Raw genomic sequence first — 13,411 nt, 5'->3', positions numbered from 1 at the left:
CATAACAGTTCTGCAATATCTGGCAATTCCATAAAATCGTGTTTTAATTTACTGGCTGCTGTGAAAAGTTTGAAAGAGAGATTAAAGATGGCTGCATTGTCCAATGATGCCGAGTTCTGGAGCAAGATTTCGCGCAAATATGCGGCTGATCCTATCCGGAACATGGAAGGGTATCTGAACACGCTCGAACGTTCAAAGTCCTACCTGCAAGCCGAAGACAGTGTGTTGGAAATCGGGTGTGGGACGGGGTCAACCGCGTTGCTACTGGCACCGCATGTGGCTCAAGTCACTGCCTCCGATCTCGCACCGGGGATGATCGAAATCGCAAACGAGAAACTCGCTGAAGAAAAGCTGGAGAATGTCACTTTCAAAGTGGCCGAGGTTCTGCAGCACGATCCTGACGACGGTTCTTACGACGCTATCCTCGCACATAATCTACTGCATCTTGTACCCGATTTGGGCCATGCACTCGAACACATTGCGACCCTTACAAAACCCGGTGGGGTTTTCATTTCCAAGACCGTCTGCGCTCCAGAGAGTGGAGGGTTCAAATATGGCATAATCAGTCGAATAGCGATCCCGATTATGCAGGTGCTCGGGAAAGCTCCGTTCGTAAATTTTGTATCCGTAGCTGAACTCCAGAACGCTATTGAACGTGCGGGCTTCGATATCGTTGAGACAGCGGATCAAGCCGGGTTGTTGCCGAGCCGGTACATTGTCGCGAGAAAGCTGTGAAACAGTATTCGCGCCATAATTACGCTGCATGCAAGGGACATCTCGGGCCATCAAATGAGTACAATGATGAAAGATGGGATTTCATTTGCGCGCCTTTCGGAAATCGATCCGAATGACATTTCGGTTCACATGTCCGACCCCCGGGTAGCAGAGCATATGCCGCTTTTGACGTTCAAATGGAATGTTTAGGTCGCAAGAGAATTTATCGCCAAAAAGGAAGGCTACTGGGCGCGGGACGGTCTTGGACATTGGGCGTTTTTGTCAGGCGGTCGGTATGTTGGTTGGGGGGGCTTTCAAAAAGAAGGCGACGAGTGGGATTTCGGGTTGGTTTTGCGGCCCGACGCCTTTGGACTTGGGAAACGGATTTCCAAGATGGCAATCGACTTTGCGATCGCTGACAAACGTATCCCCTTTGTCACGTTTCTGCTGCCACCAAGTAGAAAAAATCTGGGTGCACTCCGGAAACTCGGTGCTAAACACATCGGCGAGATCGAATACGAAGATGCTCAGTTTCTCAAGTTTCGCCTGGATACGGAGTGAACTCTGTTCTTCCTGATTTTTCCCGGTGGTGCGCCAAATACCCTTTTGAAGGCTTTGTTGAACGCAGGCTCTGACAAGTATCCGATGTCAGCGGCAATCTGCGAGATTGGTTGATCGGTGGACACCAACCTTTCGCTGGCCAGGTGCATTCGCCACGTTGCAAGATACTGGATTGCTGGAACGCCTACCAACTCAGTAAACCGTGCCGCGAAAGCGGATCTGGACATACCAGCAACCTCCGCGAGAGACTCGACTGTCCAAGCCGCAGCAGGCGTACGGTGAATTGCGACTATCGTGCGCCCGATCTGCGGGTCTCGCGCCGCTTTCAGCCAGCCGCGGTTTGCGTCTGGTGCGCTGTTCAGCCAACGACGAATGGCCTCGATGACAACGACATCTGCCAGGCGCGTAATCACGGTTTCGCCACCCGGTCTCAATTCCCGCGCCTCTTTTGCGATGAATTGCAACGTTGCCTGTAGCCAGCTTCCGGCATCCTCTTCCCACGGGTCGATTTTGAGAACACCCGGAAGCAAGCCCATCAACATACCACTGGCGGCGTGATCGATCCGAACGAGGCCGTACATGATGCCCGTCTCCGCTCCACCACCACCGTATTCCAGTGTTTCATAGAGCTCGGTCACCTTGCGAATGGGCAACTCTTCCAGATTCAAAAGCGGCGTGTCTTCCGAGCTGAAAAAACCGATGGGCGCACCGTCGGTCATCAAGACCAAGTCGCCTTTTTCGGCCTCAAAGGGGTCATCGTCACCGACCTTCAACAAACACCGCCCGTGTGTGATGACCGCGAAGCTCAGTACGTCGGGAAAGCTTGGTATGGACACGCCCCAAGGAGCGGACATGCGCGACTGGCAGTAGAATGTGCCGGTGAGCTTCAGAAGATGAAGGATTTCCCCCAGCGGATCGCCAATCGGCTGCGCCAGCGCATCGGGGTCGGGGACATGAGGGTCAAACTGGTTCATGTCATGAGATTGGACGAAATTCACCTGTACGTCTATTTATTTTGGACGATTGGATAAGAATGCGAGATTTAGAAGAATAGAACATCTCATATGATTGCTTAATTTCGGGCCATCAACTGAACTCATGGAGAGGACCAATGACACAGCAATCCATTCTCGTACTTGGCGCAACAGGCAAAACCGGATCGCGGATCGCGACACGTCTGGAAGAAAAAGGGCAGACAGTCCGGCGCGGATCGCGGAACAGTGAAACGCCATTTGACTGGGAACAACCGCAGACCTGGCCCGCAATCCTGGAAGGCGTTTCGGCTGCCTATCTTTCTTACTTTCCTGACATTGCTTTTCCAGGCGCGGTTGAGAAAGTCGAAGCCTTCACAACATTGGCTCGTGAAAAGGGATTACAGCGGCTTGTGCTGCTGACCGGGCGTGGCGAGTTTCAAGCGGAACGAGCGGAAGCAGTCGTACGCAATTCCGGAGTTCCGTTCACTATCGTTCGTGCAGCATGGTTTGCACAAAACTTCTCTGAAGGGGCATTACTTGGTCCGGTCAAGGCAGGTGTCTTGCCGATGCCCGCCGGCGATGTACGCGAACCGATCATCGACGTGGACGACATCGCCGATGTTGCCGTAGCTGCTTTGACAGAAGAAGGACACGAAGGTAAACTGTACGAGGTCACGGGACCACGTCTCATGACGTTTGCCGACATGGCTGCAGAGCTTTCGCGCGCCATGGGAAGGACAGTGCAATACCTGCCAATTTCATTCGAAGACTTCCACGCGGAAATCGCGCACGCGAATGGCGAGATGATTGCTGATGTGATCACGGACATCGCGCGTGAAACGCTGGACGGGCGCAATGCGAACCTCGCGGACGGTGTCCAGCGTGCGCTTGGACGCGCGCCACGCGACTTCGCCGACTTCGCAAACAAGGCTTCAATGTCTGGCGCGTGGACCAGAGCCGCTTGAGCCAGACCAAAGGACATTGGAGACAATCATGAAACTTGAACTTAAACACAGACTTATCTTGGGCATGTCCGGTTTAACGGCATTTGCCATAGGTCTGGCCATCACACTGGACCCACAGTCTTTCTACGTCAACTACGGCATCGTACTCTTGCCGCAGCCAAACCTGATGAGCGAGTTGCGCGCACCTGCTGCCAATCTCGCGGTTCTTGGCCTGATCATCTCGTGCGGTGCATGTTACCAAAAGTTGGTCCAGACCTCAGCCTTGCTTGGGGTCACGGTATTTTCTGCTTTTGCCCTCGGTAGGACAATTAGTTTCGTCCTTGATGGCTTGCCATCTGACAGCATACTTGCCGCATTTGCGATAGAGGTTTTTCTTGCTCTACTTTGCCTGTGGGTTGTCGGTGGAAATGCGAAATCTGCAGCGTCGGCCTGAGGTGGCTTTGTCCGCATTTCGCGAATTCTGGCAGTCTTTGGATATTGCGCTCGCAGCATACGGCAGGTTCGAGGGGCTGCACCGCAGTATGGAGACTATGGGGTGAAGGTCCGCAATGGGCCGCCCGCGAGAGCGACCCGTGAGCGTTAAATCTCAATGGCTTCGGCGATGGCCAAGGCATCCTCAAGTTCAACGCCAAGATACTGGACTGTACTGTCCATCTTAGTATGGCCAAGAAGAAGCTGAACAGCGCGTAGGTTTCCGGTCTTCTTGTAGATCTGAGTGACCTTGGTTCTTCTCATTAAATGGGTTCCGTAAGCGCTTGCTTCGAGGCCGATCGACGTGACCCAATCGCGGACAATCCGTGCATATTGGCGTGTCGAGATGTGCAGGCGTTCATGAAATCGGCCGGGCCAAAGGTACTCCGAACCGACCATCAGCTCATCTTCCATCCACTTCTCAACAGAGGCACGTGTGCCTTCTGATATCTCAAAGCGCACAGGTTTCTGAGTTTTGCTTTGAAGTTCTGAAGCCCGTTCCTTAATCTGACCCGATGACATGACATCGGCGACCTTCATCTTCACCAGATCGCAGCCGCGGAGCTTACTGTCGATTGCCATGTTGAAGAGCGCAAGATCGCGATGGTTTTCGGCAAGCTCGAGGCGAACTCGGATTGCCCAGACATGCTTTGGTTTCAGCGGTCGCTTCTGGCCGACGATGCGTCCTTTGTTCCAGGTTGGGCGAAGTGCACGAATGGCAGGTAAGTTTGGGGTTTCCATGGTTGATTCTCCGATCCGCCATGCCCTCCGACAACGACAACCCGACGTTGACCGGAAAATTGTATCACAGCATGCTGCGCTGCTTCCGAGGTCCGCGATGAGCCCAAAGCGACTGATGCTGCGTCTCGCACAATAGTCGGCTTTTTCCTCAATGCGGAGTACATGACAAAACCAGAGCCGGTTGTAGCGCGGAGTCGTTGACTGGGTGTTCCATGATGGGTTTCATGAATTTTTGGGGCTGTCGCAGCTCGCCGCAATGATGTCTGCAGGGAGTGTAAGATCTAGATGGGCAAGCTTAACCGATCTGTTCGGCGGCCACCTGCAAGTATTCTTCCGCATCCGCGCAAATGCGCGCCATAAAAGCCGCCGCTGTTTCTTCCTCGCGCACAAACCCTGCGGCTTCGCTGTAGAGATAGGGCGTTTCTCCGGCGGGTGGTTCGACAAAGGCCGCGCTGTCTTCTGCGATTGCCGCCTGTAACTCGTCTTCACGGCCGTGCCAACGCGCCACCGTGGGGGTGCGGGCCGTCCGGTTGGCGATGACCTCGGGCCACGGATGCCCGCCCTGCGTCCCATGACTGATGATGTCTGTGACGCGGCTTCTGATCGTGTTCAGCCCGTCGGTAGCTAGGATTGCCGCACGCTCTTCTTTGCTGATCTCGCGGCACTCAGTGACCGCGCGGAAGCCTGTGCCGATCCATGCCCCATCCGCCCCCGCTGCCAATACAGCGGCGAGGGTGCGACCGTCGGCGATACCGCCCGCAGCAATCAACGGTGTGTCGGGGAAGGCGTCGAGCGCTCGGGCAAGTGATGGCAGCAGGCTTTGGTCGCCTGAGTGTCCGCCTGCCTCGCACCCCTGAATGGCAATCACGTCAGCCCCTTCTTCCACGGCGATACGCGCCAACTCGAAACTATGAACCTGGCAGATCGCGATGCGCCCGGCCGCCTTGATCTTCCCCAGCCAAGGTCGAGGATCGGCGAAAGACAGGGTCACGACTTGCACTCCGGCTTCGATGGCCGTGTGAAGCAGCCGGGGCTGGTCCTGGAGGTAGGGTGTGATGAACCCGACACCAAAGGCACGGTCGGTCACCGCGCGGGCACGCTCGATGTTGTCGTGCAAATACCCGTTCGCATCGCCTGAGAAAATCGCGCCGAAGGTACCGAGACCGCCTGCCGCTGATACTGCTCCCGCGAGATCGCCACCGCTGTCTTCTGACATTGGAGCCGAGACAATTGGATATTTGCATCCTGTCAGGTCTGTCAGCCGCGTTTTCAATTTGGGCCCTCCGCCGTGCCGCGGTTAGTTGCTATAACAATAAGCTTAGCGCAACCGCTCGGCAAACCTAAAAGCCGAACTCTGCAACCTATACTACAGGTAGCTCGATTGCCCGACCGCATCCGATATTTTATGGCCTCTCCGAAGGTGCCCGGCCTTAGCAATTCCTCAAAAAACAGACATTGCGGTTCGCGTAACGAACGACAGATTCGTCCGCCTCGCGACTTTCGGCAAGCGTTGAGCTTGCGGGCGCAACGAAAGGCAGGTTCGACGAACCGCGCCACAGCATAATTCAGCCTTGGCCAACGGCTGGATTGAGCCGACCTCGCCACCAGGGCCTGAAGGACGCTCACATGGTAGCCGCAGCGGGAAGAATGGCTGGTTTGAGCCCTTTCTGTTCGATGCTGCACTTGGCCCAAATGTCGGCTGTTTGCGCAGTGTTGATTTCCACCTATTCAGTATCGCGGATGACTGTAGCGAATTCAATGTTCACCTGACTGAGGCCGTCGTACTATGAACGATTCCGCAAACGGACGTCAGCTTGATGGCATTTCTCAAAACCTTGACGTGCCAGCGCAATAAATTTGAACCACAGATTGCCAGATTGGTTCCACACACAGCGCATCAACAGCGCCAAACCGAAAGGGACCAAGAAATGAAAAAGACACTGAATACATCCATCACCGCGTTCGCCATTGTTTTGAGCGCTGGAATGGCCGTGGCCGGTCCGTTGCGTGACCACGGCCACGGCGGTTTTACATCTGATGCGCGGTCGTCAGTTTCGCAAGCATTCGACCACACTTACAGAAAGGCCACTGACCTCCAGAGCAGTAAACGGACTGACTGCGGTTTCGATGCGTTGGCGAAGTACGGTCTGGGTCAATCCAACCTCTCCTCGACTCGGCAGCAGAGCACATATGGCACGAGCTGGAACTTGGAACTACCCAGTGTATCAGTCATCCCGGGATCGAATGGTTCAACTTCTGAATTCACAATCATTCCAGTAGGGCCTCCTTGGTGGCACCACGGCAGGTAACAACCTGACAGATCAGGCAACCTGGATTTACGAACGGTAGCCTTAAGTTGGTCCAGACAAGTTTTCCCAGAGAACCGCTATGCGCCGCCAATCGACACCGGGCCCTGGCAGCTAACACCAGGGTCCAGGCTGGACGGGCCTCTCTGTGAGATCGGATCAGCACATCATCCATACGGCCAGAGGGCGCGGTAACCATAATCTACTTTCTTAGCTGATTAATATCCGGAACGCAGGACTTTCGGTGTTCGGGTAACTCTGTGGCTCCATCCGCGCGCTTTTGAAAGATGTTGTGATGAAGAAGTTTGATTTTTGGATGGGTCAACGTCCCTACGACTTCGAACGGCCATGCGCTCCGCGATAAGGGCCTGCCGAGCTTTCGAGCCTCGGCCTGAACTGAAATCGTATTTTTTATCCAATCCAGATCGCCGTGGGCAACTAGCTGTACCTTTTGGGTCTCCGCAACAAACGAGCTGAATGAAACGTTGCCAGCATCGATTTTGATGGGCACGGCGAGGCAGGTGATCTTGCTGTACCCTTTTCTCAGCTCTTCGGAAATCAACCAGGGAAAGATGCCAAGACCGGACAATTCGAGAAGACTGGTTGATATTCCGCCATTTGACATCAGGATAGATGCCGAGCCTTTCATCGAGTTAATATAGGAATTCAACGAGCGCCTGTTTCCGGAGAGCTCAAAACTTCCATGCAGCCGCCCGACAGCCGAATATTTGGTCTCGAACTCTTTGAACAGGGTTGCCAGATTCCAGTCCTTTATTGTGCCCTTAAGTGAAAGCAACTGCGGGCTCTTCACCATATTCATTTTTGCCGTAGCGGAGAAATGACCGCCATCATAGGCGACATCGACGGGCCCAAGCTGGGCGAGGCCGTTTTTTGCTTTCAGGTGGCTGGATAAACTGGTTATCGCCTGTTCGCCCTTGATTTTCTTGATGTCAATGGACACATCGACATCCTGATCGAGCAGAAAATCTTCTGCCTCAATTAGATCGGTAGGTTTCCCGTTCGACCCGCTGCGTTTTGCGCCCCGGGTGCCGGGTTGGCGAAAGCTTGTCGCGATACGCGAAACAACGGCAACAGCGTTTTTGATGTCCTGCAATGCGATGCTTTGGCTGGAAATCTTGCCTTTCGTTAGCGCGCGCGCACCAGCGGTGGATGTCTCAAGATTGGCGCTCAGCTCCGACTTGCCGGATATCAGCGCAATTACACTTGAGAGGCCGTTTTGTTTTCCGCTCGCGGTTAGGCTGACCTTCAACGGTCCGGCAATCACTGATTTCTGGCCGATAGCCGCAAGGAATTCGGCGCTGTCTTTGACAGCCAGATTGAAATCGAAGGACAGGTTTTCAAAGTTGTTTACTTTGCCGAGTTTGGCCTTGGTTCTCAGTTCCCAAATTTCGGTATCAACTGTCTGCGCATCGAATTCGTTGAGACTGAGGAACCCATGTAAATCATCCACAGAAAAGCTGCCTTCGACGCTGCCTAGAGACTCTGCACTAAGGTCTCGGAAAAACAACGATGACGGTATCGACATAGTGCCGCTGAAGTCGATCTCTTTTAGGCGCAACAGGTCTTTGATGTTGCCATTGGCAAGGAAATAGGGTCGATCCTGCGGTCCTGCCTTCAACGCGATGTTTTCCAGCATCAGGTTACCGTTGTCAGCACGAAACAAGCGGCCAAAACGAACCGGACCGATCTGCTTTAGCTCGTTGTCAAACGCGTTGGTCGTGAGGGTCAGATCCTGAATTTCCAGCGCGTCCTCTGCACCGACGATGTGGGTCGAAAGGCCGGTCAGTATTAAATCCTTCAGATCTGTGGCTGTTTCAGGTGGATCGCCCTGCGGATAAAAGCGCCCGTCGATAGCAATATCGATGCCTTCGAAACCGATCAGGTCATCGACAGAGCCCGTCGCAGTTAGCAATTGACCGTTCGAAAGGTTCAATGCTGTGCTGAAATCCGAGACCTTCAGTATTGGGTTTTGGTTTTTTACATCGGCCGCCAAAGTTGCCTGACCTTCAATATCGCGGTCGAGTCGGAGAAGCTCGAGTAGATCTCCAATTTCACCAGTATCCAACGTCAGTTTGCCTTCGAAACCACCACCATTCTGCGAAGTGATTGGGCGTCCGTTGAAACCGAGAGTCATCGCGCCGAAGTTCGCATCTGTCGTGAACGATTGGCCTCGTGGATAGTCGCCTTTGATCTGAAAGCTCTGCCCGTTCACGGTTCCGCGACTTGTTACCGTTGCACCAGAATTATCGCCCAGTTGATCCAAGTGCAGGTTTGTCAATTGGAAATCGAATTCGAAACCTGTTGTCTCATTGTCCACGATCAGTTCAACCGAAGAGAAAGTCACAGTTTTGTCGCTCAAGAAATCCAGAATACCATCCGTGTCATTCTGTATCCCCAACGCTGTCGCACTGACCTCAGGCCGATCGGCCGTTACCCAGCTTTGCGTTCCAGCTGTGTCGGTCAGCAGCTGAACGTTAAGACCGTCGATGATCAAGTTGTCGATATCAATCTGGCCCGATATCAACGCTGGGAAGTTGAATTCCAGTTCCAGAATCTCCAATGCTGCCAGGTTCACATTTTCAATAGTCTCGCTGGGCACTTCGACTTTGGTTGCGCGAACGTGACTTGTCGCACCCAGAATGATGCTGACATCCCCTTTAATATACACCGCCTGACCGATTTGTTCTGAAAGTATCTTCTCCAAAATCGGAGTTCGAAGCCCGGAGAAAACAGGCAAAGCTAAAGCGGACCAGATAAGCACGAAAACGAGAGCGGCGAGCAGTGCGGCGCGTCTTGCTATGCGCAAAATCGCCGTCATAGAATCCCGCCACCTTTGCCGTGCATCACCAACATCCTAAAAAACATCTGCTCAGAGAGGGTACCGAACTGCGCCGCGTGAAGAAACTAATTTGAGCTGAGTTGGAAAACGTCCCAAATGATTGGTTGAATGGCCAGTGCAAACATCGCCAGAAAACCTGTTAAGGACAGGCCTGCGCGCTCTTTAACAGATGGGCGACATTCGATTTGCAATTTATCAAAGTCGACATTGATCAAATGAAGTTCGAATGCAGCTTCGTCTGCCTTTGAAAATATCGAACGAGCGCAGCGATCGAGGGCTATGCGGATTGCGACTGCAGCATCTTGAATGCTCGGCGAAGGTCGGGAATGGGCCGTGCTTATCAAATTCCACTTATTGGAGTAGTCTTTTCCGATAGCGTATCCGGGTTTGAAATCGAAGATGGAAAAAGTACTTGGATTTGGCGGGTTTTTCTTCAGGGCAGACGAGCCTGCTATTTTGGCGGAATGGTACCGTGACAATTTGGGCATCGACCTTGTACCAAACGACTATGAAACGCCGTGTTGGACACAAGAAGCAGGCGAGACAGTATTCGCCCCGTTCGAAAAAGTAACAGAGTATTTCGGGAACCAGGAAAAGGCGTTCATGCTGAATTTTCGTGTTCGTGATATTGAGAAAATGATCGCGCAGCTCGAATCCAATGGTGTTGACGTCCGCCGAGATCCGGAATCGCCATATCCGAATGGCAAATTCGCGTGGCTCAATGATCCGGAAGGAAATCCAATAGAGCTTTGGGAACCGGCCTAGTGTGAGGTTGGGAGCCTGAGTGAAGAATACTGGCGCTCGAGTTTGTGGTCCTGAGATCAGGCCTTTTGGAATGAATGCAGAGAGCGGATTTTGGGCCAAGATGGCAGAAGCGCCCCAACTCTAGATGGACGTTCTTGTGCGTGCAGACCAAGTCTGCATCTGTTTCCAAAGAAAGGCCGTCAAAGAGAGCTCCTGAAAGAGCTAACAATTGCGCTTTCTCCATTCAGAAGGTGAAACGCCAAAATGACGCTTAAAGGCCCGGCTAAACGCCGCTTCTGATGCATATCCGGCCCGCTCTGCTGCATCCGCGATGTTCAGCTGCTGTTCAGCAAGACCGCGTGCCGCAAGCTGCATACATGTGTTTTGTACAAATTCCCCAGGTGAACAGCCAAGCAGTTGATTGAATCTTTCGGTCAGCACGGTACGCGAAACCGCGCATTCCTGCGCTAGCGTTTCGACAACCCATCTCCTCCCTGGATACCGGTGGATCAATCCAATAGCTCTGCTGACAGCACGGTCTTTGAGAGCGTCAAGCAAACCACCACTCTTGGAATTTGAGATGTGGTCTCGCACGGCTTCGACAAACAGAAGCTCGGATATCTTTGTGAGCGTGGCCTCTGATCCAAGCTGACCGTCGGACATTTCCGTTGCCGCATACTTTAAGGTTTTTTCCACCAAGGACCCGGAACGACACTCCGGGCCATTATAGCGAAACACGGGTGGCAAAGCGTTCAAGAGCGGATCATGCTGAAGCCCGCGCCCTCCCAGGAACCCGCACACAATTCTGGTTTGTTCACCACCTCCGCCATGTCTAATGACCATAAGCTCTTCAGGCCCATTTCGGTCAGTCACATCCAATGCCGGAACGGTTGTAGCCGGTTGCTGACCTTTTAAAAGGTGAGGGTCATTACGGGGAAGAATAACCGCCTGACCAGGCAAGAATAGGTGGGCGTATTTTTCCGCATCGATTACGGTCAGACAGCCTTCCAATACATAGTGAAAAAGAACCATTTGATCTGCGGGACCCAGATAGTGACTGCAATCGGATGCTTTCAGAGCTGAGGACACACACCAGGGTTCGGAAAACTCCGCATGAAGAAAAACGCCACCTGTCAGCCGTGCTGAACGAAGAATTTCCGACAAAGCATCCATCAACGTCCTCACGATCTGACTTCCGGCAAGTCGGCAATGAATTCCGGTCAGACGATCATTCAGCAGAAATTCCAAAAGGTCTACCTCGTATCCGGGCCTACTAGGACCCCAGACACTGAAAGGAAGCACAATGAAACTTGGAGACAAGGTGCCGGATTTTTCGGCCGATAGCACGGCGGGTGAAATCCGCTTTCACGATTGGATCGGACAGGACTGGTGCCTGTTGTTCAGCCATCCAAAGGACTTCACACCGATCTGTACAACCGAACTCGGATCAATGGCGCGATACCATGCCGATTTCACCGAGCGTGGTGTCAAAGTCATCGGACTGGGCACCGACAGTGTAGAGGATCACATCAAGTGGTCCCGTGATATCGAAGAAACTCAAGGCGCCCGTCCAAGATATCCGATTATCGCGGATACGGCTCTGCAAGTAGCCAAACTCTATGACATGATCCCGGCATCCGCAGAGTTCGATCTCAAAAGCAGGACTGCGCAGGACCTGTTCACCATCCGCAGCACGTTTCTTATCTCACCCGACAAGCGGCTTCAGATGGCGATGACCTATCCAATGACAGCAGGTCGGAACTTTGAAGAAGTGCTCAGGATCGTCGACGCAATCCTTCTGACAGCGCGACATGATGTGGGCACACCTGCGGGCTGGCAACCGGGTGAACCGGTGATGATCCTGCCATGGGTCACCGACGAAGATGCGCGAAAGCGCTACCCTCAAGGGTGGCAAACGATCAAACCCTACATGCGTGTCGTTGATCAGCCTCGATAACCAAACCAGATTTGAGACAAAGGAGAATTAAGTTGAGACAAGTGACAAAGTCTATTCTGGCCCAATCGCTTTTGGTTGGTGCCGTAAGCATGGCGACGCAGGCTCACGCCATGGACCTACATCTGCAACAAGCCTCTGTGAACACGCACAGGTCTCAAGGCGATGTCCGGGAGGTTCAAGGGGCCACAGGAACGATGGTTCGGTCTGAGAATGGCATTTTTGTTGATGTCAAAACCAAAGACCTAACACCGAGGCACGTCTATACGATGTGGTTTGTCGCAATAAACGACCCATCGAATTGCAGCGCAACGCCCTGTCCAAGCACTGACGTGCTTGGCTCATCTACCATGGTAAAATCAGATCTGGGTTTCGCAGATGGAACCATTGCAGACCTCAGTGGAGCCGCCCATTTTGCGACATTCCAGCCGTTGGGCGAGCTGACAAATGCCTGGTTTGGAAACGGACTAGCGCAACCTAACGCGGAAATTCACCTTGTGTTGCGCGACCATGGGCCGTTGCAGATGGGATATGAGCGCCAGATGATGTCGACGTTCAGAGGGGGATGTACCGACGAAAGCGTTTCTGATTCTGTGCCCGACACGGCCAGAAACGATGGGCTTAAGGGTTACTTCGCCTGTTCCAATCAACAGACGGTGATCTTTCTCCCATCCGGAGCCGAGCAAGACTCTTGATGGGGCGTCTAGGCGGCCAATAACCCTTGCATCACCGTAAGAGGCCGATAGCGACTTAGCCAAAGTTATTGAAGACAGGGGTTGCTCAAAATTTTAGTACCGCTGAACAACCCCTGCTGACCTATTGAGAGTTCATTTTGCTATGACAGGCCAACGTCCGGCTGAGTGCGCAGTAAAGCCAAGGAGACAAAAATTGATTGAATTACGTTCACCACGGCGAAGTGAGCTCGAAGCGGTGACGGATCTGTGTATGCGATTCAAGGCCTTCTGGGATTATGATGCGGATTTCATGAACGCTTGTCGAACAGAACTTTCTGTGACGGAAAGCGATCTGTCTGAAGAAGCCATTGTCTTGTCAGTGCAAGGTTCAGAAATCACCGGAGTTGTTCAATTATCGTTCTATGGGAAAACTGCGTCTCTTTAAAA

At 53.0% G+C, this 13,411-nt stretch carries 14 protein-coding genes; 9 read left to right on the top strand and 5 right to left on the bottom strand.

Annotation, left to right across the window (positions count from 1 at the left end):
- Positions 1-87 precede the first annotated feature (87 nt).
- Together ACR0DT_RS21190 and ACR0DT_RS21185 are read left to right on the top strand one after the other, a co-directional pair.
- Positions 88-735, top strand: coding sequence for a class I SAM-dependent methyltransferase (locus ACR0DT_RS21190; protein WP_480712659.1), 648 nt, complete (start codon positions 88-90; stop codon positions 733-735).
- Positions 736-1,107: 372 nt separating this feature from the next.
- Positions 1,108-1,275, top strand: a complete 168-nt coding sequence (locus ACR0DT_RS21185; protein WP_480712658.1) for a hypothetical protein — start codon at positions 1,108-1,110, stop codon at positions 1,273-1,275.
- On the opposite strand, the gene ACR0DT_RS21180 is transcribed toward ACR0DT_RS21185, so the two are convergent.
- Complete coding sequence (locus ACR0DT_RS21180; protein WP_480712657.1) at positions 1,242-2,273, bottom strand: AraC family transcriptional regulator; 1,032 nt, start codon at positions 2,271-2,273, stop codon at positions 1,242-1,244. The two genes, ACR0DT_RS21185 and ACR0DT_RS21180, sit on opposite strands and share 34 nt — an antisense overlap.
- Positions 2,274-2,386: 113 nt before the next feature.
- Between ACR0DT_RS21180 and ACR0DT_RS21175 the strand changes: the two genes are divergently transcribed.
- Both ACR0DT_RS21175 and ACR0DT_RS21170 read left to right on the top strand, forming a co-directional pair.
- The gene (locus ACR0DT_RS21175; protein ID WP_480712656.1) at positions 2,387-3,214 is read left to right on the top strand and encodes an NmrA family NAD(P)-binding protein; all 828 of its coding nucleotides are present in this window, start codon (positions 2,387-2,389) and stop codon (positions 3,212-3,214) included.
- A 28-nt stretch (positions 3,215-3,242) separates the two neighbouring features.
- Positions 3,243-3,647: a DUF4345 domain-containing protein gene (locus ACR0DT_RS21170; RefSeq protein ID WP_480712655.1), complete on the top strand. Its 405-nt coding sequence runs from the start codon at positions 3,243-3,245 to the stop codon at positions 3,645-3,647.
- 146 nt (positions 3,648-3,793) lie between these two features.
- Here ACR0DT_RS21170 and ACR0DT_RS21165 read toward each other — a convergent pair whose 3' ends face one another.
- Together ACR0DT_RS21165 and ACR0DT_RS21160 are read right to left on the bottom strand one after the other, a co-directional pair.
- Positions 3,794-4,426, bottom strand: a complete 633-nt coding sequence (locus ACR0DT_RS21165; RefSeq protein WP_480712654.1) for a tyrosine-type recombinase/integrase — start codon at positions 4,424-4,426, stop codon at positions 3,794-3,796.
- A gap of 295 nt (positions 4,427-4,721) precedes the next feature.
- Positions 4,722-5,699 carry a nitronate monooxygenase gene (locus ACR0DT_RS21160; RefSeq protein WP_480712653.1) on the bottom strand — a complete coding sequence of 326 codons (978 nt, stop codon included), beginning with the start codon at positions 5,697-5,699 and terminating at the stop codon, positions 4,722-4,724.
- 655 nt (positions 5,700-6,354) lie between these two features.
- Here ACR0DT_RS21160 and ACR0DT_RS21155 point away from each other — a divergent pair.
- On the top strand, positions 6,355-6,735 hold the full coding sequence (locus ACR0DT_RS21155) for a hypothetical protein (protein WP_480712652.1): 381 nt from the start codon (positions 6,355-6,357) through the stop codon (positions 6,733-6,735).
- Positions 6,736-6,934: 199 nt separating this feature from the next.
- Here the strand turns inward: ACR0DT_RS21155 and ACR0DT_RS21150 are convergent, their stop codons facing one another.
- A complete protein-coding gene (locus tag ACR0DT_RS21150; RefSeq protein WP_480712651.1) occupies positions 6,935-9,571 on the bottom strand; it encodes an AsmA family protein in 2,637 nt (878 codons plus the stop codon).
- 420 nt (positions 9,572-9,991) lie between these two features.
- Here ACR0DT_RS21150 and ACR0DT_RS21145 point away from each other — a divergent pair, with 420 nt between their 5' ends.
- A complete protein-coding gene (locus ACR0DT_RS21145) occupies positions 9,992-10,357 on the top strand; it encodes a VOC family protein (protein ID WP_480712650.1) in 366 nt (121 codons plus the stop codon).
- A 201-nt stretch (positions 10,358-10,558) separates the two neighbouring features.
- On the opposite strand, the gene ACR0DT_RS21140 is transcribed toward ACR0DT_RS21145, so the two are convergent.
- Positions 10,559-11,584, bottom strand: a complete 1,026-nt coding sequence (locus ACR0DT_RS21140; RefSeq protein ID WP_480712649.1) for an AraC family transcriptional regulator — start codon at positions 11,582-11,584, stop codon at positions 10,559-10,561.
- Positions 11,585-11,639: 55 nt separating this feature from the next.
- Here ACR0DT_RS21140 and ACR0DT_RS21135 point away from each other — a divergent pair, with 55 nt between their 5' ends.
- The 3 genes from ACR0DT_RS21135 (at position 11,640) to ACR0DT_RS21125 (ending at position 13,409) form a co-directional block, all read left to right on the top strand.
- The gene (locus tag ACR0DT_RS21135; RefSeq protein WP_480712648.1) at positions 11,640-12,293 is read left to right on the top strand and encodes a peroxiredoxin; all 654 of its coding nucleotides are present in this window, start codon (positions 11,640-11,642) and stop codon (positions 12,291-12,293) included.
- A 32-nt stretch (positions 12,294-12,325) separates the two neighbouring features.
- A complete protein-coding gene (locus ACR0DT_RS21130; RefSeq protein ID WP_480712647.1) occupies positions 12,326-12,985 on the top strand; it encodes a hypothetical protein in 660 nt (219 codons plus the stop codon).
- Positions 12,986-13,178: 193 nt separating this feature from the next.
- Positions 13,179-13,409: a hypothetical protein gene (locus ACR0DT_RS21125; protein WP_480712646.1), complete on the top strand. Its 231-nt coding sequence runs from the start codon at positions 13,179-13,181 to the stop codon at positions 13,407-13,409.
- The last annotated feature ends 2 nt before the right edge of the window (positions 13,410-13,411 follow it).

The organism is Ruegeria sp. BI11, from assembly GCF_056538005.1.
Note: the sequence above shows the minus strand (reverse complement) of the source record. Positions and strands in the feature narration are given on the sequence as shown.

Coding starts and splice junctions, on each gene's coding strand:
- ACR0DT_RS21150 (WP_480712651.1), bottom strand. CDS start 9,571: ATGACGGCGATTTTGCGCATAGCAAGACGCGCCGCACTGCTCGCCGCT.
- ACR0DT_RS21135 (WP_480712648.1), top strand. CDS start 11,640: ATGAAACTTGGAGACAAGGTGCCGGATTTTTCGGCCGATAGCACGGCG.
- ACR0DT_RS21185 (WP_480712658.1), top strand. CDS start 1,108: ATGGCAATCGACTTTGCGATCGCTGACAAACGTATCCCCTTTGTCACG.
- ACR0DT_RS21175 (WP_480712656.1), top strand. CDS start 2,387: ATGACACAGCAATCCATTCTCGTACTTGGCGCAACAGGCAAAACCGGA.
- ACR0DT_RS21145 (WP_480712650.1), top strand. CDS start 9,992: ATGGAAAAAGTACTTGGATTTGGCGGGTTTTTCTTCAGGGCAGACGAG.
- ACR0DT_RS21165 (WP_480712654.1), bottom strand. CDS start 4,426: ATGGAAACCCCAAACTTACCTGCCATTCGTGCACTTCGCCCAACCTGG.
- ACR0DT_RS21170 (WP_480712655.1), top strand. CDS start 3,243: ATGAAACTTGAACTTAAACACAGACTTATCTTGGGCATGTCCGGTTTA.
- ACR0DT_RS21155 (WP_480712652.1), top strand. CDS start 6,355: ATGAAAAAGACACTGAATACATCCATCACCGCGTTCGCCATTGTTTTG.
- ACR0DT_RS21190 (WP_480712659.1), top strand. CDS start 88: ATGGCTGCATTGTCCAATGATGCCGAGTTCTGGAGCAAGATTTCGCGC.